At 46.8% G+C, this 22441-nt stretch carries 19 protein-coding genes; 14 read left to right on the top strand and 5 right to left on the bottom strand.

What is annotated here, in order from left to right:
• Positions 1 to 3: 3 nt before the first annotated feature.
• From AAC033_RS11565 to AAC033_RS11550, 4 genes are all read left to right on the top strand, one after another.
• Positions 4 to 615 carry a copper homeostasis protein CutC gene (locus AAC033_RS11565; protein ID WP_339738229.1) on the top strand — a complete coding sequence of 204 codons (612 nt, stop codon included), beginning with the start codon at positions 4 to 6 and terminating at the stop codon, positions 613 to 615.
• A gap of 228 nt (positions 616 to 843) precedes the next feature.
• The gene (locus AAC033_RS11560) at positions 844 to 3321 is read left to right on the top strand and encodes a helix-turn-helix domain-containing protein (protein ID WP_339738227.1); all 2478 of its coding nucleotides are present in this window, start codon (positions 844 to 846) and stop codon (positions 3319 to 3321) included.
• A gap of 360 nt (positions 3322 to 3681) precedes the next feature.
• Entirely contained in the window at positions 3682 to 4206 is a 525-nt protein-coding gene (locus AAC033_RS11555) for an RNA polymerase sigma factor (RefSeq protein WP_339738225.1), read from the top strand.
• Positions 4207 to 4217: 11 nt separating this feature from the next.
• A complete protein-coding gene (locus AAC033_RS11550; RefSeq protein ID WP_339738223.1) occupies positions 4218 to 4565 on the top strand; it encodes a hypothetical protein in 348 nt (115 codons plus the stop codon).
• On the opposite strand, the gene AAC033_RS11545 is transcribed toward AAC033_RS11550, so the two are convergent.
• Complete coding sequence (locus AAC033_RS11545) at positions 4562 to 7540, bottom strand: DUF2723 domain-containing protein (protein ID WP_339738221.1); 2979 nt, start codon at positions 7538 to 7540, stop codon at positions 4562 to 4564. The genes AAC033_RS11550 and AAC033_RS11545 overlap by 4 nt on opposite strands.
• A gap of 370 nt (positions 7541 to 7910) precedes the next feature.
• Between AAC033_RS11545 and AAC033_RS11540 the strand changes: the two genes are divergently transcribed.
• The 8 genes from AAC033_RS11540 (at position 7911) to AAC033_RS11505 (ending at position 15784) form a co-directional block, all read left to right on the top strand.
• Positions 7911 to 9248, top strand: a complete 1338-nt coding sequence (locus AAC033_RS11540) for a TolC family protein (RefSeq protein ID WP_339738219.1) — start codon at positions 7911 to 7913, stop codon at positions 9246 to 9248.
• Positions 9249 to 9259: 11 nt separating this feature from the next.
• Positions 9260 to 10474 (top strand): efflux RND transporter periplasmic adaptor subunit, encoded by a 1215-nt coding sequence (locus tag AAC033_RS11535; RefSeq protein WP_339738217.1) that lies wholly within the window; start codon positions 9260 to 9262, stop codon positions 10472 to 10474.
• Positions 10475 to 10482: 8 nt separating this feature from the next.
• On the top strand, positions 10483 to 11226 hold the full coding sequence (locus tag AAC033_RS11530; RefSeq protein WP_339738215.1) for an ABC transporter ATP-binding protein: 744 nt from the start codon (positions 10483 to 10485) through the stop codon (positions 11224 to 11226).
• A gap of 22 nt (positions 11227 to 11248) precedes the next feature.
• Positions 11249 to 12469, top strand: coding sequence for an ABC transporter permease (locus tag AAC033_RS11525; protein ID WP_339738213.1), 1221 nt, complete (start codon positions 11249 to 11251; stop codon positions 12467 to 12469).
• 96 nt (positions 12470 to 12565) lie between these two features.
• Positions 12566 to 13657 (top strand): histidine kinase, encoded by a 1092-nt coding sequence (locus AAC033_RS11520; RefSeq protein WP_339738211.1) that lies wholly within the window; start codon positions 12566 to 12568, stop codon positions 13655 to 13657.
• The gene (locus AAC033_RS11515; protein WP_339738209.1) at positions 13654 to 14373 is read left to right on the top strand and encodes a LytTR family DNA-binding domain-containing protein; all 720 of its coding nucleotides are present in this window, start codon (positions 13654 to 13656) and stop codon (positions 14371 to 14373) included. Before AAC033_RS11520 ends, AAC033_RS11515 begins: the two co-directional genes overlap by 4 nt.
• A gap of 170 nt (positions 14374 to 14543) precedes the next feature.
• Complete coding sequence (gene fmt, locus AAC033_RS11510) at positions 14544 to 15506, top strand: methionyl-tRNA formyltransferase (protein ID WP_339738207.1); 963 nt, start codon at positions 14544 to 14546, stop codon at positions 15504 to 15506.
• Positions 15503 to 15784, top strand: a complete 282-nt coding sequence (locus AAC033_RS11505) for a hypothetical protein (protein WP_339738205.1) — start codon at positions 15503 to 15505, stop codon at positions 15782 to 15784. Before fmt ends, AAC033_RS11505 begins: the two co-directional genes overlap by 4 nt.
• Here AAC033_RS11505 and AAC033_RS11500 read toward each other — a convergent pair.
• Positions 15781 to 16722 (bottom strand): glucosaminidase domain-containing protein, encoded by a 942-nt coding sequence (locus tag AAC033_RS11500; protein WP_339738203.1) that lies wholly within the window; start codon positions 16720 to 16722, stop codon positions 15781 to 15783. The two genes, AAC033_RS11505 and AAC033_RS11500, sit on opposite strands and share 4 nt — an antisense overlap.
• A gap of 178 nt (positions 16723 to 16900) precedes the next feature.
• On the opposite strand from AAC033_RS11500, the gene AAC033_RS11495 reads away from it, so the two are divergent.
• Positions 16901 to 17392, top strand: a complete 492-nt coding sequence (locus tag AAC033_RS11495; protein ID WP_339738201.1) for a cytidine deaminase — start codon at positions 16901 to 16903, stop codon at positions 17390 to 17392.
• A gap of 6 nt (positions 17393 to 17398) precedes the next feature.
• Here AAC033_RS11495 and AAC033_RS11490 read toward each other — a convergent pair whose 3' ends face one another.
• The 3 genes from AAC033_RS11490 to AAC033_RS11480 form a co-directional block, all read right to left on the bottom strand.
• On the bottom strand, positions 17399 to 18097 hold the full coding sequence (locus AAC033_RS11490) for an RluA family pseudouridine synthase (protein WP_339738199.1): 699 nt from the start codon (positions 18095 to 18097) through the stop codon (positions 17399 to 17401).
• 135 nt (positions 18098 to 18232) lie between these two features.
• On the bottom strand, positions 18233 to 19051 hold the full coding sequence (panB, locus tag AAC033_RS11485) for a 3-methyl-2-oxobutanoate hydroxymethyltransferase (RefSeq protein ID WP_339738197.1): 819 nt from the start codon (positions 19049 to 19051) through the stop codon (positions 18233 to 18235).
• Between the two features lie 124 nt (positions 19052 to 19175).
• Positions 19176 to 20285 (bottom strand): DUF5009 domain-containing protein, encoded by a 1110-nt coding sequence (locus AAC033_RS11480; protein ID WP_339738195.1) that lies wholly within the window; start codon positions 20283 to 20285, stop codon positions 19176 to 19178.
• Between the two features lie 220 nt (positions 20286 to 20505).
• On the opposite strand from AAC033_RS11480, the gene dnaK reads away from it, so the two are divergent.
• A complete protein-coding gene (gene dnaK, locus AAC033_RS11475) occupies positions 20506 to 22431 on the top strand; it encodes a molecular chaperone DnaK (RefSeq protein ID WP_339738193.1) in 1926 nt (641 codons plus the stop codon).
• Positions 22432 to 22441: the final 10 nt, after the last annotated feature.

Raw genomic sequence — 22441 nt, 5'->3', positions numbered from 1 at the left:
AACATGATTATAAAAGAAGCCTGCATCGAAAATTTCGCCCAAGCGCTGGCTGCTCAAAAAGCCGGAGCGAGCCGCGTTGAATTATGCGAAAACCTGGCCGTTGGTGGTACCACGCCATCGTTCGGAACTATAAAAGCTTGCGTAGAAAAACTGACCATTCCATCTTTCGTGATGATTCGTCCGCGGGGTGGCGACTTCGTGTATTCGAAAGAAGAACTCCAGATAATGCAGGCGGATATTAACTGCTGCAAGCAGCTGGGCGTACCTGCGGTAGTGTTTGGACTGCTGACAAAAGATGGTGAGATTGACATAGTCAATACCCAAAAGCTCGTTGAACTGGCACGTCCCATGCAGGTAACTTTCCACAAAGCTTTTGATGAGCTGAAAGATCCACTGAAAGGACTGGAAACGCTCATTCAAATGGGAGTTGACCGGATTTTAACCTCGGGAACAAAGACAACAGCTGCTGAAGGCGCCGAAATCTTAACTCAACTCATCCAACAGGCTGATGGCCGAATCACCATCATAGCCGCCGGCAAAGTCACCAGAAACAACTTATCAGAACTCAGTCAAACCATCCACGCCAGCGAGTTTCACGGCAAGAAAATCGTATAGTCCGGCAAGTTTTCCAATCCGTTTCCCGCTTTGGTCGTGTGGAATTCTGTGGTTTCAAAATCAGCAATTCCAAATATCTATTTTTTGGTTTAAGAAAATGGGGAAACCAACCCTGAAAAAACCAGGCTTCAATTTTTATCCCACACAATTTTTCCGTATTTTTGTTTAACAAAACTTCAAGCAAGCTATAATACAAGATTCACCCAATAAAACAGAGCCAGCCAGAACATGAAAACCGACGACAATCCTCAATTACAGCTTGCACACGACTTTGTGCACTACACCAATCAAAATATTTTTCTCACAGGAAAAGCCGGCACCGGAAAAACCACCTTCCTGCATAAGCTAAAAAAACAATCACCCAAGCGCATGGTGGTAGTTGCACCCACAGGTGTCGCAGCCATCAACGCCGGAGGAGTTACCATTCATTCTTTTTTCCAGATCTCGTTTGGCCCGCAAGTACCGCAAGCAAACCCTTCGCTCTCCGTCAGCAATCCTTCGGGACAAAATGCACCGACTGGCATTAAACGCTACAGCAAGGAAAAAATTAACATCATCCGGAGCCTGGATTTACTGGTGATTGATGAAATCAGCATGGTTCGTGCCGACTTGCTCGATGCCATCGATGAAGTGCTGCGCCGGTTTCGTGATCGCCGTAAACCTTTTGGGGGCATTCAACTGCTGATGATTGGCGACCTGCAACAGTTGGCTCCGGTCGTGAAAGATGACGAATGGAGTCTGCTGAGAAATTACTACGACACCTGCTATTTTTTTAGCAGCCGGGCCTTAAAACAGGCCTCTTTCATCGGTATTGAACTGAAACATATCTATCGGCAAAGTGACGAGCATTTCATTCACCTGCTCAATCAGATTCGCGAAAACCGGATGGATGAAACGACACTTCATACGCTGAATCAACGTTATCAGCCCAATTTCAATCCCGACGACAAGGAAGGTTACATCACCCTGACCACCCACAATCACCAGTCACAGGAAATCAATCATTCAAAACTGAAGGAACTCAAAACCAAAGCCCACTTTTTCCAAGCTAATGTACACGGCGAATTTCCGGAGTACATGTACCCGACAGAGATTGAGTTGGTGCTCAAAGCAGGTGCCCAGGTGATGTTTGTCAAAAATGACAGTTCGGCAGAAAAAAGATATTACAATGGTAAGATCGGGAAAGTGCTCCGCATTAATGAAGATTCGATTGACGTTCAATGTGAGGGCGAAACAGAACCGATTGTGGTTGAGCGCGACGAGTGGCAAAATGCCAAGTATGCGCTGAACAAAACGACCCAGGAGATTGAAGAAAATGTGATTGGTACTTTTGAGCAGTTTCCGCTGAAGCTGGCCTGGGCCATTACCATCCATAAAAGCCAGGGGCTGACGTTTGAAAAAGCGATTATCAATGCCCGACAGTCGTTTGCTCATGGACAGGTGTATGTGGCACTGAGCCGCTGCAAATCGCTCGAAGGGCTGGTACTAAGTACCCTCATTGAAACCCACAGCGTTAAAAGCGACGGGACAGTGGTGTCATTTACTGATCGGGTTGAACAAAACCAACCTGGTGAAAAAGAATTGCTCGAGTCGCGCAGAGACTACCAACTACAACTGCTAAGCGAGCTGTTTGACTTTAAGCCCATCCTGTGGCAAATCCAATACCTTCAAAAACTTTGCAACGAGCATGGCGCCTTACTTTTGGGCAACCTCAACCAGCAATTGCAAACCATTAGTGAACATTTAAAAACCGAACTGATTGGCATAGCGAATAAGTTTGAGCGACAAATACGGCAATTAATCCGGCAGAGTGAAGACGCAGAACAAAATGAGCCGTTGCAGGAACGAATCAAAAAAGCCTGCCCCTACTTTCTCGAAAAACTGGAAACCTTCCTTGAACATCCCATTAAATCAACCTCCGTTGAAACCGATAACGCAGCGGTACGCAAAAGCCTGCAAGAGGCTCTTGTAAAACTCAGGAAAGAGATGAACATCAAACGCAGCGGACTTGCAAGTTGTCAGGATGGATTTATCTTGAAAGACTACCTGAAAGCCAGGGCCCGGGCAGTAATTGACCTTGGAAGCGAGAAAGCCGCCACGGGTTCGGGCAATGTCGCCTTTGCCAAATACCCCGACTTTTTCAAAGAAATGCATGCCTGGCGCGAATCAAAAGCAAAAGACTTGAAGGTGGAAATCGCCCGAATCATTCGCCAAAAGACCTTGTTGGAGATCGTTGAAAAGCTACCAGCCACCCGCATTGAACTGAAAGGAATTCAAGGAATGGGCGGCAAAAAAATGCAACAATTTGGTAAGGAGATTCTGGAAATGACTCTGGCCTACCGCAACGCTAAAGGGCTGGAGCTTCCGCTGAATGCCGAAAAAGAACCGGCCAAAGCCACGCTCGATTCCAAACACCTGAGCTACGCCTTATTCAAAGCGGGTAAGTCGGTCGAAGAAATTGCAGCCGAACGGCAACTGGCGACCACTACCATCGAAGGCCATTTGGCTCAGTTTGTTGGTGAGGGAGAACTGCCAATCGACCGGCTGGTGGAGGCCGGCAAACAAAAAGCAATTATGAATCAGCTTAAAAAAAACGCCAATCGTTCAATGACTGAGGTGAAATCAGCTCTTGGTGATGATTACAGTTATTCTGAAATCCGATTTGTATTGAAATACATGGAAGCCACACAACGAGTCAACTCCTGATGATTAACTGTCACGCAGGCAGGAGGGATCTAAAAAAATCCATCAATCGAACCAACAAATTTTGAACCTTTTCAATCTCACGTGTACTGGTTCAAAAAGTTGCGCCATGTTATTCGACAGAATGAAGTATTTAGGGCTCGTTGTCGCCCTTCTTTTATTAACTTTAGCTTGCGTACTGATGAGCGGCCCGGCCAACCACGATCCGGATCTTTTTGATACTGGAATCTTCAGTTTCCGACGGATTACGTTAGCCCCACTGCTCCTGATTGGAACATACAGTAGTTTGATCTTTCTGATCGTAAAGCAACCAAAAAACGCATGTCAGGGCAAAACAAAAAAATAAAAAGGGACGAACAACTGATGCAGTATATTGGCAACGGTGACCAGCAAGCGTTTAACTTGCTTTACAACCGTTACAAAGACCGCTTGTACTACTACTTCTTTCGCATGCTGGGCAACTCCGAGGCTTTGGCCAATGATTTTTTGCAGGATGTTTTCCTGAAAATCATTGAACAGCCCGGACGTTTCAATCCCGCTTATCCGTTTAGGACCTGGGTATTTTCGGTGGCGTACAACTTATGCAAAAACGAATACCGCCGGCGCGAAATTCGCAAGAACTGTCCGGCAACAGAGAAGCAGGTCGATCCGGAACTTCCACTTGAAATATCGAATGAAGAGCTGATCAACCGAATCTTTTGCAGTTTGGATGAACTGAACCCCGAACACCGTTCGGTTTTTATTATGCACTACCGCGAAGGTTTTGCGGTAAAAGAGATTGCCGCCATGCTCGAGCTGGCGCCGGGAACAATAAAATCGAGGCTTTTTTATACCCGAAAGTTTTTAGCCGACAAGTTTCGGTACTTAAAAGGAGAAATTGAATTTTAAACCAAGAGGCAATGAGTGAAAAACAATTAGCAGATTTGATCAGGCAGGATACCATTGGCAAGCCCGCTTCGCGCGTTGAAAACCAGCTCAACTATGCATTCATGCTAAAATCAGTCAAAAGCAAAGCCCGCCAAAACTCGTTTAGCGGATTTTTGGGCTGGATTTTTTCGACGAACGGGATGGGCGTGAAAGCTGTTGTCGCTTCCGTTCTTTTTCTTTTTGTCATGATCAAGCCCGATTTAAACCGTAACCCGGGCCCACACGCCACAGGTGACTCAACAAGGGTTCTGCAAAGTGTGGTCATCGATTCCACTTTGTTTCATCCGGATTCAAAAACCACTAACGACAGCATTTTCTAAGGCGCCCGCGGTTCCATTAGTGCCAGGTAAGCATTCAGCTTTTCACTCATCGTGCCGGCCATGGGCAGATGATTGGAACTGGCCATTGAACCCAGGCTTTGATACAGAAAAAGTTTTATTTCCAACTCCTGAGCCAAACCGGCTCCCGTCAACTCACCCAACTTCAAATAATAGTTGATCCATTCATCAAGGTTTGCCGCCAGCTCCCTCATTTGCTTCTCCCCCGCCTCCTTTTCATTCATTTTGAAATACAACTCATTCAATAAAATAGAATAATAATCCAGCGGCCAGTTCCGAAATGGCATGATTTCCCGGATTTCGTGAAGCACGCGCAGGGCTTCGTCCTTGCGGTTATCGTCAACCAGGGCCTTGGCCAAGCGGTAAAATGCCGGCCTGATTTGTGCCGAAGCAAACAGACGCCGGTGGTGCCAATCGAAATAAATATCCGGATCTTTCAGGTTCTCCCAACGGCAACGCTCCATTAAGTTACGATATAAAATCTCCGGATCAACCTGCCCTGTTTCCGCCGCCGACCGGGCCTGATGATGGTCAGGAATCAGCCGGTAAACCAAGCCATCAAGGCGAAGGTAATCCTGCAATCCGTATTGACGCGGGTCAGCCAGAGAGGTGAAGTAAATGGGGCGCTCGTTAACGTTCGAGCTTAAAATATCCCAAAAGCCCAGGTCCTTGCGTATTAGGTATTCCTTGTCGGGCCGCACCGGGATCTTTTCACTGCCAATGGTCAGGTACATGTCCGACACCGGAATAAAGTTGACCTCACCGCCCGACTGCAGGCCCATTTTGGTTTGTGAGCTATCGTTGGCAACAAAAGCCAGTACCCGCCTCAAATCCTGCGCGGCCTGAATACGGGGAACAACCGGCAAGTAATCCACTTCGCCCCGGCTGTATTTTTCAACGGGAACCGACAATTTAACTCCGGCATTGTCATAAATTCTGCGGGTGACCTGTTGCATGTACCAACCGGCATTCAGGTAAGGCATCACAATAATCCGCACATCCTGCCTGATGCCTTCCACTTCCTGGCAATACCACAGCGGATAGGTGTCGTTGTCGGCATGGGTAAACAGGATGGCATTGGGCTCGCAGCACATCAGGTAGTTGCGGGCTATGTCACGTGCCGAATAGCGGCCCGAGCGGTCATGATCATCGTAATTCTGATGCAGCAAAATGCCCGGCCCTGCGGCAAATGTCAGCAAGCCGGCCAGGATTAAAGCCGGTGTTTGGCGGATCTTCGTCTGCAAAAAATCAAAAACAGCCAGCGCCCCCAGCCCGATCCAAAGGCTAAACACGAAAAACGAACCCACATAAACATAGTCGCGCTCGCGCGGCGTGACCGGAATTTCATTCAGGTAAACTACCAGCCCAAAACTCATAATTCCAAACAGCACCAGCATTTCAAGGAAGGTTTCTTTTTCTTTTCGGTAATGAAAAAGCAACCCCATGATTCCGAGGAGGAAAGGCAGGAAGAAATAACTGTTTCTGCCTTTGTTCTGCCGCAGCTCGCTTGGCAACTCGGCCGGATCTCCCAGGCGCTGCGTATCGAATAACGAAATCCCCGACTGCCAGTTTCCGTTCTCCGGATCACCGTACCCCTGAATGTCGTTCTGACGGCCCACAAAATTCCACATCAGGTAGCGCCAGTACATGTGCCCGAATTGGTAGCGTGTGAAATAGCGGAGATTCTCACCGAAGGTTGGGATGGTGGTTTGCCCCCGTTCACCCGATTTGCTGGTGTAGCGAACTGACTTTCCCCGAAGCTTCACCCAATTGGTGTATGCCTGCCGGTGTTGTTTTTCATCGCTATTTAGGCGGGGGAAAAAGCTTGTCGTCCCCTCGGCATAGGTCACCTTGGGATTCAGTTTCACCGAATAGTATTGCCTGCCATCGAATTCATAACTCACCCGATCGGTATACGAAAACGGGACCGAACCATAGGTTTCGCCGTACAAGATGGGGCGGCTGCCATAACTCTCCCGGTTCAGGTAATTAATCAGTTCGAAAGTCGTCTCCGGATTTCCCTGGTCAACCGGCGGATTGGCTGCCGAACGGATAAACGGCGTCAGGTAGGAGGTGTATCCAATCATTAAAAACAAAAGGCACAACAAAGCCAGGTTTAGCGTAGGCTCTTGCTTGCGGTGCGAGTACATTAAGCCCACAGCAAGCAAACTCGCCAGTAAAAGCAAATAAAAATAGAAGCCGCTGTTAACGGGCAGCCCCAATTGGTTGACCGCAATCAACTCCAGCGGACCGGCCAATGAAAAGACGCCGGGAATGAAGACCTTCATCAGCAAAACAATGAACAAACCCGACCCGGCGAGCACCAGCAGCATATTTTTTAGCGAAACCCGGTATTTTTTGAACCCGATGATCAATGCCACCGTAGGCAACACCAACAGGTTGAGCAGATGAACACCGATCGAAAGTCCGGTGAAGAAGAAGATGAGCAAAATCCAGCGATTGGCCTTCGGTTCACCGGCTTCGCGCTCCCAGCGGGTGGCAGCCCACAACACCAGCGCCACAAACAAAGACGACAGGGCGTACACTTCGGCCTCAACAGCCGAAAACCAAAACGAATCGGTAAAGGCAAAAGCCAGCGCACCAACCAGAGAGGCCAGCAAAATAGCCGGGGTGCGCCGGGGCGCCATTTTTTCCATCAACCAAACCGAAATCCAAAACAGCAGCATAACCGTTCCCGCACTCGACAGGGCCGATACCCAATTGATCATCCCGGCCGCCTGTTCCACTTGTCCGAAGCTAAACAAGGCGAAGACCCGCCCCAGCAACATAAACAGGGGAGCGCCCGGCGCATGTGAAATCTCGAGCTTGTAAGCCGAAACCAAAAATTCACCACAATCCCACAAACTCAGGGTCGGTTCAAGGGTCAGCCCGTAAACCACGACCGAAACCAGGAAAACACCCCACCCCAGCCAGGTTTTTAGTTGTTGAAAGCTCATATCAGCATGTTGTTTGCCAATTAATACACGCGTAAAAGAAAAGGTTCAGCCGCTGAAAGAAAGAGGTGCCCAATCCCCCGACAGTTTTCCTATTTACTCAGGGGAGTACCTCCGAGGTACCTCCTTCCACCTCAAACATGACTCGAATCAGTTCAGAGGGCACCGCAATCGGTCCATTTGTATCCTCATGCGATATTAGCTGACTACCGCCCCGGGGGGTATCTCGCAAAACTCGAATTCCGGAACTGACGGCCGTCAGTTCCGGTTTTTTCTGAAAATTGGCCTAAACGTCGGTAAAAAATGCCTCTTCTTCGATTCCCTTTTTTACTCGCTGATTGCTCCGGTACATTTACTGGCAAATTAGAAACATATGAAAACAAGTCAAACAACCATGATCTTTATGAGCCTGATCTTCCTGCTCTCCACGCTGGGGGTGCAAGCTCAAGACGAACACTGGACACTGGAAGAGTGCATTATTTATGCCCTGAAGGAAAACATCCGGGTGAAACAAGCCGACCTGACAGGACAACGTAATGAACTGTACTCCGAACAAGCCAGGGCAGCCAAACTCCCTTCATTGAGTGGTTCCGTTTCTCAAAACTTCAACTGGAACAAAAGCCTGCAAACGGCCAGTGGGCAGTACGGCAGTCTGGAAGGTGCCAACAGCACAAGCTATGGCCTCAACTCAAACATGGTCCTGTTTAACGGGATGAAGCTAAACAACCAGGAAAAGCAAGCCGAGCTAAACCTGCAAAGTAGTTATTACTATGCCGAGACGATCAAAGAATCGATCGAACTGAGTATTCTCGAGGCGTTCCTGCAAGTGCTGTATGCGCAGGAAAATGTAACGAACGCCCAAAAGCAAATTGAAGCCACCAAGGAACAATTAGCCCTGGCCGAAGAGCGGCTGACGCTGGGCATGATCTCTCAATCGGATTATCTGCAAATCAAATCGCAGCTGGCCGCCGAAAAACTAACACTGGCCAATGCATACAGTGTCCAATCCATTGCCAAAGTCAGTCTCATGCAATTGATGGAGCTTCCGGTTGAGGATGGGTTCGAAATAGCCTCGCCCCCGCTGGAGTCGCTTCTGGAAAAACAGGTTCAACCCAACGCCTTCGAAATTTACCAACAAGCGCTTTCCATAAAGCCACAAATTAAAATGACAGACCTGGATCAACAAAGCGCCCGGCTCGAAGAAAAGATTGCCAAAGCCAGTCTCCTGCCAAGTTTGTCGTTGAATGCGGGCCTGGGAACCAATTACTCCAGTTTGCAGCCGGACTTCGATTATTCCAGCCAATTGAAAAATCAAATCAGCCCATCGGTCGGATTGAGCTTATCCATTCCCATTTTTCAGAATAAACAAGCTCAAACCAGCATTGGCCTGGCAAAAATCGGTATCACCGATGCCGAACTGGAAGCAATCAATACCCGGAATGAGCTGCGCAAGGAAATTGAACAAGCCTCGGTCGATGCCCTTTCAGCACAATCGGAATATAAGGCCAGCGTGGAGCAATTTCAGGCGGTTCAGGAATCGAACGAAGTGGCCAACGAAAAGTACCAGATTGGCTTGATGAATTCGGTGGACTATTTGTATGAAAAAACCAACCTGATCACCGCCGAAAGCGAACTGTTGCAATCAAAATACAGGCTCCTTTTCGCAGCCAAAATACTTGATTTTTACAAAGGAATCCCATTAACACTTTAATTCTTAAAACAATGAAAAAGAAAATCCTATATAGCATTCTGGCGGTTGCAGTTGTTTCCGCGGGGCTGATTGTGCTTCGTTCGTTTGGAAAAACCGGCGAGCAAATGGAACTTAAAACCGCAAAAGTGATCCGGGGCGAGATCAATGAAATTATTACCGCTACCGGGGCCCTCGAGGCGCTTGAAACCGTTGAAGTTGGGACACAAGTTTCGGGGGTCATCGAGAAAATTCATGTCGATTACAACACGCAGGTGAAAAAAGGACAACTATTGGCACAGATTGATGAAACACCCTTAATTGCCCAGCTTGAACAGAGTAAGGCTTCGGTTGATCAGGCTGAAGCTGAAGTGCAATACCAGAAAGCCACGTTTGATCGCTACCAGAAACTGATCGGCAAAAAACTGATTGCGCAGGCAGACTATGATTTGGCCGAATACAACTACAACAAAGCAGTGGCCAGCCTGAACAATGCACGTTCGGTTTACGACAAAAACAAAATCAACCTGTCGTACGCTACCATTTATTCCCCGATAGACGGAATTATTTTGGATCGGGCGGTGGATGAGGGACAAACTGTAGCTGCCAGCTTCAATACACCAACCTTGTTTACCATTGCCAATGACCTGACCCAAATGCAGGTGGAGGCGAATGTGGATGAAGCCGATATTGGCCGGGTAATGACGGGGCAGCGCGTAACTTTTACGGTAGATGCTTACCCTAATCTGACCTTCGATGGCGAAGTGACCCAAATTCGTCTGCAGCCGGTTGAAACATCAAATGTCATCACGTACACCGTTGTCGTTAATGCGCCTAACCCACACAAAAAACTGATGCCAGGCATGACCGCCAACGTGTCCTTCTTTGTTACCGAAAAGAACGACATCTTGTTGATGCCCTCCGAGGCCCTTAACTTCACCCCCAGCCCCGAAAGCCTTGCGCAGTACCGGGAAATTCACCCCGACACGCAGTTGCCAACTCCTGTATCAGCCGAAGCTGCCCATTCGGAAACACAAAAAACCATCTGGCTTAAAGAGGGGAACACAATTCGAAGCCGGCAGGTACAACTGGGCGAAACCAACGAACTTTACTACGAAGTAATTGATGGTTTGAATGAAGGTGATGAGGTCGTTGTTTCGCTCGAGGCAGGATTATCGGCCACAAGCTCAGAATCGACCGCAGCCCGCAGTCCGTTTATGCCTCAACGTCCTGGAAGTAACCGCAAATAAGGAAAGCCATGTCGAAAACAATTATCGCAGTAAATCAGCTGAAAAAAGATTTTTTCGTGGGCGAAATAACCGTACATGCCCTGAAAGGAGTTGATCTGAAAATTCAGGAAGGCGAGTTTGTAGCTATTCTGGGAACCAGTGGATCAGGCAAATCTACCATGCTAAACATCTTGGGTTGCCTGGACAAACCAACTGGCGGAACTTACATTCTGGATGATGTAAGCATGGGGGAACTCAGTAAAAACGAACTGGCCAATTTGCGGAACAATAAGCTGGGCTTTGTCTTTCAGTCCTATAACCTCCTGCCCCGCACCACCGCGCTTGAGAATGTGGAACTGCCGCTCTTTTACAACCCTGGGGTCAAATCACGCGAACGCCGCGAGCGGGCTATAGCCGCTTTGGAATCGGTTGGCTTGGCCGACCGGATGCACCATATGCCCAACCAAATGTCGGGGGGACAACAACAGCGCGTTGCCATCGCCCGCTCGCTGGTCAACGATCCGGTTGTCATCCTGGCCGACGAAGCCACCGGAAACCTGGATACCCGTACTTCTTACGAAATCATGGCCTTGCTGCAGGATTTAAACGAACAGGGAAAAACCATTGTTTTTGTTACGCACGAAACGGATATCGCCCGTTTCACCACCCGCAATGTGGTGTTTCGCGACGGGCACATCATTCGCGAAGAACCTGTAAACAACCGGTTGTTAGCCCGCGAAATGCTACATGCACTACCAATAGAAGAGGATTAACAGTCAACCAAAAAAAAGAAGAATGAACTACTCAAACACATTGAAAATAGCCACAAATGCCTTGCGACGAAACAAATTCAGGGCATTCCTGACGATGCTGGGAATTATCATCGGGGTAGCATCGGTGATTGCTATGCTGGCCATTGGACAGGGCTCAAAAAAAAGTATCCAGGACCAAATGTCCGACATGGGAACCAACCTGATCATGGTCATGCCCGACTCCGAACAACGCGGCGGGGTTCAAATGGCTGGGAGTAACACGCAGAGTCTTTATCTGAGCGATGTGGAAGCTATCGCGGAAAACTGTCCGGCAATCAGTGCGGTTTCGCCCCAGGTTGTGTCGGGCGGGCAACTGGTTTACGGAAACAACAACTGGCCCAGCTCGGTCTACGGAGTGAACGAAAAATACCTCGACATTCGCAAATATGAACTGTCTTCGGGCCGGGTTTTTTCTGAAAAGGAAGTAAAATCCTACGCCAAGGTCGGGCTGATTGGACAAACCATTGTTGAAAACCTGTTTCCAGACGGATCGAACCCAATTGGGCAGACTATCCGGTTCAACAACATTCCGTTTAAAGTGATTGGTGTATTGAAGGATAAAGGAGAAAACGGCATGGGGCAGGACCAGGACGACCTGATGCTGACACCTCACACCACCGTTCAAAAAAGAATCCTTTCCATCACCCACATCCAGGGGATTTTTGCTTCGGCAGCAACCGAAGCGTTGAACGATTTGGCCATTGATCAGCTCTCCGAAACACTTCGGCATACCCATAAAATCAAAGACGGACAGCCCGATGATTTCCGGGTTATGTCGCAATCGGAATTGGTGCAAACCTTCACTTCAATTAGCGACATGATGACAACCCTTCTGGGGGCGATCGCCGGCATTTCATTGCTGGTGGGCGGGATCGGCATCATGAATATCATGTACGTGTCCGTTACGGAACGCACCAAGGAAATTGGGCTACGGCTTTCGGTTGGTGGAAAAGGGTATGATATCATGATGCAATTTCTGGTGGAATCGGTTTTGCTAAGCATTTCCGGAGGCGCTATTGGTATTTTGCTGGGCATTCTTACAACGTATCTGGTGTCATCCGTCATGAATTGGCCGGTTGTAGTCATGACCTCGGCGGTTGTGTTTTCCTTCCTGGTTTGTTCCGGTATCGGCATTTTCTTTGGCTGGTATCCGGCCCGAAAGGCGGCCGGATTAAATCCAATTGACGCCTTGCGCTACGAATAGTAAAAAGGTGAAGGAGCTTACCCAAAAACAGGTACAACTCCATCACTTTTTTGCTTTCATTAAATCCTTATATTTGAATATCACAAATTTCTCTAGATGAAATCCATTTTGGTCTCGAAGAAAAAACTCCCGCTATTGTTGCATGTTTTGGCTTGGCTCATTATCCTCGTCATTCCACATTATCTAATCAAAACTTATGGCGATGGCGACAACCACTTTTTGTACCAGTTTTATTCCACTACCGCTATCTTCGGAATAATATTTTACCTGAATTATTTGTGGTTGGTCCCAAAATTCTTTTTCAAAGAGAATAAATGGTGGTATTTTCTGATTACCTCCGGGGTGATCGTTGTGTCCTACCTAATCGTGTGGTATCTCAGCGAAAGTGCCTTCCATGATCCTGAGCGGGAGCAACAATTTCAAAAAATAATGGAGGAACTCCAAAATGGGAAAGAACGCTTCAAACCTCCCATTAAGCAATTCAGAGCCTATTCCTTCTTTTTTACATCCATTTTAATTACAGGTTTTTCATTGGGACTTGTTGTCTTGGAAAAACTATTTCAAAACGAACAACAGCGGAAAGACCTGGAGAAAGAAAAGCTGAACTCGGAGCTCGCTTTTTTGAAAAACCAAATCAGCCCCCACTTCTTTTTCAACACGTTGAATAATATTTATTCGCTGATTGGGATTGATAAGCATGAAGCGCAATCGTCGGTTCACAAGCTATCCAAACTTATGCGCTACCTGCTTTATGAGTCGGAATTGGGAGAATCGACCCTGGCCGATGAGGTTAATTTCATGAACCACTACATTGACCTGATGAAACTCAGGCTGAGTAACAAGGTTAATTTATCGGTTTCAATTCCTGACGATGCCGTACCCCTCAGTATTCCACCGTTGTTGTTCGTTCCCTTCATCGAAAATGCGTTTAAGCATGGCGTGAGCTATCGCGAACCTTCCTTCATTTCAATATCCATGCGGGTCGAAGGAACGCGAATTACATTTCAGGCGAAAAACAGCTTGGGTTCAACAAACCTGCCCAAAGATGAACGGCATTCAGGAATTGGTCTGGAAAACGTAAAAAAGCGTCTGAACCTGCTCTTTCCGAATGCTCATCAACTAAATATTCAGCAAACTGCCGATGAATTCACCGTCAACTTGCAATTCAATGCAAAACCCCTGGCATGATAAAACTACGCACCATAGCGCTCGATGATGAACCGCTGGCCCTTAAACTGGTCACGGACTACATTCAAAAAACACCTTTCCTCGAATTGGCAGGAACATTTGACAATCCGCTTGATGCCATTGAATTTTTTTCGGATGAAGCAGTTGACCTGGTCCTGCTGGATATCCAGATGCCGGACCTCACGGGAATTGAATTCTCCAAAACCCTACAAAATTCATCGAAGATTATCTTCACAACGGCCTACGAACACTACGCGCTCGAAGGCTTTAAACTGAGTGCCGTGGATTATTTGCTGAAGCCGTTTAATTATCCTGAATTTTTGACAGCTGTCCAGAAAGCTAAAAAGCTGATCGAACTGGAACAGGCGGCCTTGCCAACCCTGGAAGCCAACAACCAGTTTTTGTTTCTAAAATCAGAATACAAAATCAGGCGAATCAATTTCAACGATATCCTTTACATTGAAGGTCTAAAGGACTATGTCAAAGTCCATCTGCAAAATGACGAAAAGCCCATCCTCTCTATTAATACAGTCAAATCACTCGAGGAAAAGCTCCCCACCGACCGTTTTATGCGGGTGCATCGTTCGTTCATTGTCAACCTCGATAAAATTGAAACCATCGAGCGCAGTCGCATAGTCTTCGGAAAAACCTATATCCCGGTGAGCGACCAATACAAAGAAAAGTTTCAGGATTTTTTAAATCAGAACTTTCTCTGAAAGTTACCGGATGCCAATCCTGGATTTGTACTTCCCATCCTTTTAGAGATTTGGATCTTGATACTTGATGACCGATGCTCCCAGGATTTCCTTCGGAATTTATTTCCTATAATTTCCAGAATTGGAATTTCTGATACGATAAAAGTATCTTTGTGCAAAACTCTGACGCTATGACCGGAAAAGATTTACGCATCGTTTTTATGGGAACCCCCGATTTTGCTGTGGCCAGCCTGGCCGCTTTGGTTGAAAATGGCTACCAAGTGGTGGGCGTAATTACAGCGCCCGACAAGCCAGCCGGCCGGGGCCGGAAATTGCAGGAGCCGGCGGTTAAAAAATATGCTTCGGAAAAAGGACTGCGTATTCTACAGCCCGAAAAACTAAAAAATCCGGATTTCATCAGGGAATTGCAGGGTCTGAAAGCCGACTTGCAAGTCATTGTCGCCTTTCGCATGCTGCCCGAAGTGGTGTGGAGCATGCCCCGCCTGGGAACCTTCAACCTGCATGGTTCGTTGCTTCCGCAATACCGTGGTGCGGCACCGCTCAACTGGGCTGTCATCAATGGCGAAAAGGAAACCGGGGTCACCACCTTCCTGCTGTCGCACGAGATTGACACCGGTGCCATCCTGTTTCAAGAGAAAACACCGATTGGTGACAATGATACCGTGGGCGATATCCACGATCGCTTGATGGACATTGGCGCTCAACTGGTCCTGAAAACGGTGGATGCACTAGCCGAAGGTAACTACTCGCCACTCGACCAAGACGAAATTAAGGTAGACAGCTTAAAACCAGCTCCAAAACTTTTTAAAGACGATTGCCGGATTGACTGGACCCAAACAGGGGAGCAAATCCGCAACCTGATCAGGGGATTGTCGCCCTATCCAGCAGCCTGGACCGAACTGGAAGACGAAAACGGGAATTCGTACACGATGAAGATTTATTTTGCCGATTTGGAAGCCGACTCCGATGCGAAACCCGGAACCATTGAATCGGATGAGAAAAGTTATCTAAAAATTGCGGCGGCCGATCGCAGGCTATCGATTACCGACCTTCAGCTTTCGGGCAAAAAACGGATGAAAACCGATGAATTTTTGAGAGGTTTTCACAGTATTTCGACTCTTCGAACCAGATGAGAACGATTGCTGTCCAACTAATTCGCAGCTTGTTAGGCTTATTCTACTTCGTGCTGTCGGCCTTGTTTTTTTATATCGACCTCATTATCGTCCAACATGTCATTTGGCCATCATGGGCAAAAGGGAGTTTTCAAATCAGGGAAAAGCTGCGTATTTTCAATTACAGTTTTGATGACAACATGGCCTATCTTCCTGTGACCATTTACTTGATTTTTGGACTTATCTTTTTCTTCTTAACAATCCGGATGCTTCACCAAACTTGGTTGAAAAAAGACTAATCCCGGGGTTTCTTTTTTCGTAAATAGATTGAAGTTCCGGCTTCCGGTCTTTCTCCCGGCTTCAGTCGATTCAGTCGATACAGGCGGCTCAGCTTCACCCCGTACCGTTGCGAAAGAAAATGCATGGTGTCATCGGCTTCGAAGCGATGAATCTGGTGTTTCTTTTCTGCTTTCCGGCGCTTGGGTTCAACATACAATATTTCATTCACCCGGGGTTGGTGTCCCGTTTCATAATCGTTATAGGTATAGATCTCCCACTCTTTCATGTCAAATTCCTGTGCGATCCGCTGAAAAGTGTCACCCTCTTTAACCACGATCGATTTCAAGCCATTCCGCATCACCACTTTTCGTGTTTGGTACGGATTGATGAGGGTCCGTCCATCAACCGGCTGATGACTTTGCTGAATGCGGGCAATTTGCGACTGATCGAGGCCTTCGTCGTACAAGTACAGTTTATGATCTTCAATAATCCGGATCAAATGATTGGCATAATGCGGATTGGTAGCATAACCTGCTTTCTTCAGCCCACGGGCCCACCCTTTGTAATCGGTGGTTTTCAATTGAAAAAGACTGCCATAGCGAGAATTGAGCATCAAGAAATCGGAGTGATCAATAAACGATTCCTCCACCGAATTGTAGCGACGAAAGCATTCGCCCTTCTCATCATCGTCATGATAAACCCGCTTTCCATTCCAGGTGCTTTTGCATTTAATCCCAAAATGATTGTTGCTATTTCGGCTCAGAGTCGAATTTCCGTTGCCCGACTCCAGGCAAGCCTGCGCAAGCTTAATGCTTGCGGGCACACCACTTCGGATCATTTCGCTCACAGCCAACTCTGCATATTGCTTAATATATTCTTCACGGGTGTTGATGCGTTGACTGAAACCAACCAGAACAATTATCAGAAAAAAGATACTCAACGAAGTCTTACGGATCATAGACCAATTTTTTTTTAGCAAAAATATAAAAAGCGGACAGCTAAGAAATACTGACAGCCAGTTATTGTTGTGTTTCGGGCTTTTAGTGTTCATCATAAAAAAAGAGAAAAAAGTCAGGGCCCTTTAAAGCATTGGCATAGCTACACAAAAAAAATGTAAATTTGGACAAAGTCTCCCTATGAAAACGAAAGAAATTAAAATTAGTATATCCGAGTTCGAGAATTTAGACGAACTTCCCACCGCCGATAAGGAATTAACATTGCAAGCACGTGCTTCCGCATTGCTGGCTTATGCTCCTTACTCCAACTATCTGGTAGGAACTGCGCTCCGATTGGCAGACGGAACCATTGTCACCGGCAACAACCAGGAAAATGCCTCCAGCCCTTTGGGAACCTGTGCCGAGCGGGCCGCCATTTTTTGGGCCAATGCCAACTATCCGGAAGTGGCTATCGAAACGATCGTGGTGACCGCCATCGATCAAAATGGGAACCCCGCAGCCAATGTCAGCCCCTGCGGTGCTTGCCGCCAGGTAATGTTGGAATCGCAACATCGTTTTCAGAAACCAATCCGGATTATTCTGGACAGCTCGAACAAAATTGAAGTGCTGGATAATGTCAATGCTCTTTTACCATTAAGTTTCAATGGTAACTCCCTGAAATCAATTGTCTGACACCCACTATTCTTTCAACTCCTTAATCTGAATCAGTTCAGCCCAAATTGGATCGCCTTTGGGTGGTTGAGCGACTATTTTCAAGGGAACTTTACTTACTGGATGAATAAATTCCAACTTCCGTGCGTGCAAATGAATGCCGCCATTTTGATTACTTCGAGCTGCACCATATTTTAAATCGCCCTTAATGTGACAGCCAATTTTGGCTAACTGCACCCTGATTTGGTGATGCCTTCCCGTATGGAGATCGATTTCCAGCAAATGAAAACGGTTAAGGCTGGCCCGATGCCGGTAGCTTAAACTTGAAAACCGGGCACCTTTCTTTGGCTTGGGAGTTGGCGAAGCATGACTTTTATTCTTGGCTTCGTCCTTCCAAAGGTAATGTTCCAGTGTATCCTCCATTTCCTCGGGCAACACATCCACCACTGCCCAATAGGTTTTCTTAATGGCCTCTTTATCCTGAAACATTTCGCTCAGCCGGGTTAGAGCCTTGCTGGTACGTGCAAAAAGAACCACTCCGCTTGTTGGCCGGTCGAGCCGGTGCGGCGATCCCAGAAACACATCGCCAGGCTTTTTATACTTGTCTTTGATATAGGCTTTTACCATATCAATCAGCGTTTCATCGCCGGTTTTGTCACCCTGCACAATTTCGCCACAGGCTTTGTTTACTGCAATCAAATGATTGTCTTCGTATATTACTTGCATTTCCGTTTCGAGTTTCTAGTTTCGAGTTCCGGGTTCTCTACAAAATTACCCTAGCTCACTACCTCATGACTTTAAATAGTATCGTTCCGTTTCTCTCTTCCCCTTCAGGGGAATTAAAGGGGCCTTCTTTTCGTCTTAGTATTGCTCCCTTTCATTTGGGAAGTTCCTGGATTTCACGTCGTCGATGTAGCTGCCAACAGCTCCTTTGATTTCGGCAGCCAGGTTGTGGTAGCGACGAAGAAAACGAGGCGAAAACTCCTGAGTGATCCCCAACATGTCGTGAATCACCAAAACTTGCCCGTCAACACCACCGCCCGCGCCAATTCCGATAATTGGGATTTTGACCGATTCCGCCACTTTTTTACCCAGTGTCGCAGGTATTTTTTCCAACACGATGGCAAAACAACCAGCTTCTTCCAGCAATTTGGCATCTTCAATTAGTTTTTCGGCTTCAGCATCCTGCTTGGCACGAACCGTATAGGTTCCATATTTATGAATCGATTGCGGCATCAAGCCCAAGTGTCCCATTATTGGAATTCCTGCTGAAAGTATCCGATCAACCGATTCAATGATTTCTTTGCCACCTTCCAGTTTCACCGCATCAGCCGCTGTTTCCTTCATAATCCGGATGGCCGAACTCAAAGCCTTCTTGCTATTCCCCTGGTAAGTACCAAACGGCATGTCAACGACAACCAACGCGCGATTGGCCGCTTTCACAACCGAAGTACCATGATAAATCATCTGGTCCAGGGTAATGGGAAGTGTTGTTTCATTGCCCAACATCACATTGGAAGCTGAGTCCCCAACCAGGATCACATCAATCCCGGCTTCATCAACCAGCTTGGCCATGCTGTAGTCGTAGCTGGTTAGCATGGAGATTTTTTCGCCTTTCAGCTTCATTTCGGAAAGAACATGCGTTGTTACCCGCTTGATATCATTTTTATGTACCGACATATCTTTAAATTTCAATTCTCCTGCAAAAGTACGAATTTATGACTTGAATTGGAGTTAAACCTAAAATCCTGCCCTGACAATTCATTTGAATTGCAAGAAGGGCTGCAATTTGCAACCCTTCTTTTTATACTCTTAAGAAGATTTGTTTACGATACATATAATACAGAATGGCCCAAACAACAGCCAGCCAACCAATAATCCAAATCAACTGGCCAAAGTCGCCTAAAACTTCAGGTGCCCAACCAAACAGAAAACTGGTTAAACGAGACACATCAATAAAATTGACGAATAAGTAAACAAAGATGGAATTCATACCAATAACCCGGAAATAGAACGACCACTTTTGCCATTTCAGCACATCAATTATCATGTAAAATAGAGCCATCAACAGGAAACTGATGCCACCTGCAGCCAGGTTAAATGAGGTTGTCCAGGCCGACTTGATGATTGGATAAACCGGATGAAGTAACAAGCCAACGACTAAGAAACCAGCACCAATGATGCCTAGCAATCTAATTTTCTGCCAGGGTGTCCGGTTCTGCTCACGCAGGAAGTGACCCGCAACAGAGCCCATTAGGGTAATGCCGGCAGCCGAAACAATACACAGCAAGCCTTCTGGATCAAAAACCTCACCGTGCAAGCGCCCCGGAAGCAACATCCGGTCGATGTAGCCATTGATACAGCCTTCGGGAGTCAGGACCCCCGCACCAATTCCGGGCACAGGAACAAAGAGCTGAATAACCGCATAACCGGCCAGCAATCCTCCCAGCCAATAGAGCCTGCTTCGAAACGATTTGGTGTAAATCACAATAACCGAAGCAAAAAAATATGCCAGTCCAATTTGTCCTAATACGCTGGCAAATCGAATGTTGGTTAAATCGCCCCGCAAAGCTCCATTATACAGAATACCCAGAATGACCAGAATAACCATTCGCTTTGTCACCTTACCCAACAAGATTTTCCTGGGAACATTTTTTTCAAGTTTCGATACAATAGAATACGGAATAGCCACTCCGGCGATGAACATGAAAAGTGGGAATATTAGGTCATACATTCGCAAGCCAACCCACTCAACATGTTCCATTTGGTGAACTAACCAGTCAAAACCACTTGCTTCACCTAAAAATACAGCCAGCATACTGCCGCCAGTAATCCAAAACATGTCAAACCCGCGAAGGGCATCAAGTGACAAAAGGCGCTCGTTCTTATCAAGCCTAATAGCGTTTGATTTCATTGATTTATTTCATTTGGTTGATTTGGCTTATAAAGGTAAAAAAAAAATGGTCCGCTGTCTTTTTGTCACCAAAATATGTCAGCCTGTTTTAATTCGGCCCAGTCATTGTGCCAATATTGCACTTCCAACGGATTTAATTTCCTTGGCATAATGATTGATCTTTTCCGATCGTGATTTTTAACTCAACTGGAAAAACATTAAAAATAAAAATACAATTACAATGGGAAAAATAATTGGAATTGACTTAGGAACAACAAACTCATGCGTTTCAGTAATGGAAGGAAATGAGCCTGTTGTTATTCCTAACAGCGAAGGAAAAAGAACAACGCCATCAATCGTTGCATTTGTTGAAAACGGAGAACGTAAAATTGGTGATCCGGCAAAACGTCAGGCGATTACCAATCCTGAAAAAACAATTGCCTCCATTAAACGATTTATGGGTGAAAAATTCGACAATGTCAGTAAAGAAGTATCACGGGTTCCTTACAAAGTGATTAAAGGAGACAACAATACCCCGCGTGTCCAAATTGATGACAGGAAATATTCTCCACAGGAGATTTCAGCCATGGTGCTTCAGAAAATGAAGAAAACAGCTGAAGATTATCTTGGACAGGAAGTGACCGAAGCGGTTATTACCGTTCCTGCTTATTTCAGTGACTCTCAGCGTCAGGCCACCAAAGAAGCCGGCGAAATCGCTGGGCTGCAAGTGCGCCGGATCATTAATGAACCGACTGCCGCAGCATTGGCCTACGGTCTGGACAAGATGCACAAAGACATGAAAGTGGCCGTATTCGACTTGGGTGGTGGTACTTTCGATATTTCCATTTTGGAATTAGGCGATGGTGTATTTGAAGTAAAATCAACCGATGGTGACACACATCTGGGCGGTGACGACTTTGACCAAGTGATTATCGACTGGCTGGCCGACGAGTTCAAAAAAGATGAAGGGATCGACTTAAGAAGAGACCCCATGGCATTGCAGCGTTTGAAAGAAGCTGCCGAAAAAGCAAAAATCGAGTTGTCAAGTTCAACCCAAACCGAAGTCAACCTACCCTACATTATGCCGGTTGACGGAGTGCCAAAACACTTGGTCAAAACGCTGACCCGCTCAAAATTTGAGCAACTATCGGACCGCCTGATCAATGCCACCATGGAGCCTTGTAAAAAAGCTTTAAAAAATGCCGGCTTGTCAGCATCTGACATTGATGAAGTATTGCTGGTTGGTGGTTCAACCCGTATTCCTGCAATCCAGGAAAAAGTTCAACAGCTCTTTGGGAAAGCGCCTTCAAAAGGTGTAAACCCCGATGAAGTTGTGGCTGTAGGTGCCGCTATTCAAGGCGGTGTTTTGACCGGTGAAGTGAAAGACGTGTTGTTGCTCGATGTAACGCCACTTTCGCTGGGTATTGAAACCATGGGTGGCGTGATGACCAAATTGATTGAAGCCAACACAACCATTCCAACCAAGAAAACAGAAACATTTACCACTGCAGCCGATAATCAACCTTCGGTTGAGATTCATATTCTGCAAGGTGAACGCCCAATGGCCAATGGCAACAAAACCATCGGACGATTCCATCTCGACGGGCTGCCACCCGCGCCACGCGGAGTTCCTCAAATTGAAGTCGCGTTCGACATTGACGCCAACGGTATTTTGCATGTTCACGCGAAAGATAAGGCAACTGGCAAATCGCAATCCATCCGGATTGAAGCATCTTCAGGCTTGAGCGATGACGAAATCAAGAAAATGAAAGCCGAAGCAGAAGCCAACGCTGATGCCGACAAAAAGGCCCGCGAAAAAGTGGATAAAATGAACCAGGCTGACGGATTGATTTTCCAAACGGAGAAACAATTAAAGGAGTTTGGTGACAAACTTCCGGCTGACAAAAAAGGACCGATTGAAGAGGCCTTGAACAAACTGAAGGAAGCACACAAAGCAGAAAATCTGGAAGGAATTGATGCTGCTACAGCAGAACTGAACCAGGTATTCCAAGCTGCTTCTCAGGAAATGTACAATGCACAAGCACAGGCCGGAGGCCAACAGCCGGGACCTGACGCCAATGCAGGCGCACAAGGCGGAAGCAATCAATCATCAAACAGCGGCCAAGATGGAGAAGTTACTGATGTTGATTTTGAAGAGGTCAAATAGGGTACGATAA

The organism is uncultured Sunxiuqinia sp., from assembly GCF_963974515.1.
In the GTDB taxonomy this organism is placed as follows: Bacteria; Bacteroidota; Bacteroidia; order Bacteroidales; family Prolixibacteraceae; genus Sunxiuqinia.
Note: the sequence above shows the minus strand (reverse complement) of the source record. Positions and strands in the feature narration are given on the sequence as shown.

What these genes read in the sequence shown, in the direction of transcription:
- AAC033_RS11565 (WP_339738229.1), top strand. Translation starts at nt 4, where the DNA reads ATGATTATAAAAGAAGCCTGCATCGAAAATTTCGCCCAAGCGCTGGCT.
- AAC033_RS11560 (WP_339738227.1), top strand. Translation starts at nt 844, where the DNA reads ATGAAAACCGACGACAATCCTCAATTACAGCTTGCACACGACTTTGTG.
- AAC033_RS11555 (WP_339738225.1), top strand. Translation starts at nt 3,682, where the DNA reads ATGCAGTATATTGGCAACGGTGACCAGCAAGCGTTTAACTTGCTTTAC.
- AAC033_RS11550 (WP_339738223.1), top strand. Translation starts at nt 4,218, where the DNA reads ATGAGTGAAAAACAATTAGCAGATTTGATCAGGCAGGATACCATTGGC.
- AAC033_RS11545 (WP_339738221.1), bottom strand. Translation starts at nt 7,540, where the DNA reads ATGAGCTTTCAACAACTAAAAACCTGGCTGGGGTGGGGTGTTTTCCTG.
- AAC033_RS11540 (WP_339738219.1), top strand. Translation starts at nt 7,911, where the DNA reads ATGAAAACAAGTCAAACAACCATGATCTTTATGAGCCTGATCTTCCTG.
- AAC033_RS11535 (WP_339738217.1), top strand. Translation starts at nt 9,260, where the DNA reads ATGAAAAAGAAAATCCTATATAGCATTCTGGCGGTTGCAGTTGTTTCC.
- AAC033_RS11530 (WP_339738215.1), top strand. Translation starts at nt 10,483, where the DNA reads ATGTCGAAAACAATTATCGCAGTAAATCAGCTGAAAAAAGATTTTTTC.
- AAC033_RS11525 (WP_339738213.1), top strand. Translation starts at nt 11,249, where the DNA reads ATGAACTACTCAAACACATTGAAAATAGCCACAAATGCCTTGCGACGA.
- AAC033_RS11520 (WP_339738211.1), top strand. Translation starts at nt 12,566, where the DNA reads ATGAAATCCATTTTGGTCTCGAAGAAAAAACTCCCGCTATTGTTGCAT.
- AAC033_RS11515 (WP_339738209.1), top strand. Translation starts at nt 13,654, where the DNA reads ATGATAAAACTACGCACCATAGCGCTCGATGATGAACCGCTGGCCCTT.
- fmt (WP_339738207.1), top strand. Translation starts at nt 14,544, where the DNA reads ATGACCGGAAAAGATTTACGCATCGTTTTTATGGGAACCCCCGATTTT.
- AAC033_RS11505 (WP_339738205.1), top strand. Translation starts at nt 15,503, where the DNA reads ATGAGAACGATTGCTGTCCAACTAATTCGCAGCTTGTTAGGCTTATTC.
- AAC033_RS11500 (WP_339738203.1), bottom strand. Translation starts at nt 16,722, where the DNA reads ATGATCCGTAAGACTTCGTTGAGTATCTTTTTTCTGATAATTGTTCTG.
- AAC033_RS11495 (WP_339738201.1), top strand. Translation starts at nt 16,901, where the DNA reads ATGAAAACGAAAGAAATTAAAATTAGTATATCCGAGTTCGAGAATTTA.
- AAC033_RS11490 (WP_339738199.1), bottom strand. Translation starts at nt 18,097, where the DNA reads ATGCAAGTAATATACGAAGACAATCATTTGATTGCAGTAAACAAAGCC.
- panB (WP_339738197.1), bottom strand. Translation starts at nt 19,051, where the DNA reads ATGTCGGTACATAAAAATGATATCAAGCGGGTAACAACGCATGTTCTT.
- AAC033_RS11480 (WP_339738195.1), bottom strand. Translation starts at nt 20,285, where the DNA reads ATGAAATCAAACGCTATTAGGCTTGATAAGAACGAGCGCCTTTTGTCA.
- dnaK (WP_339738193.1), top strand. Translation starts at nt 20,506, where the DNA reads ATGGGAAAAATAATTGGAATTGACTTAGGAACAACAAACTCATGCGTT.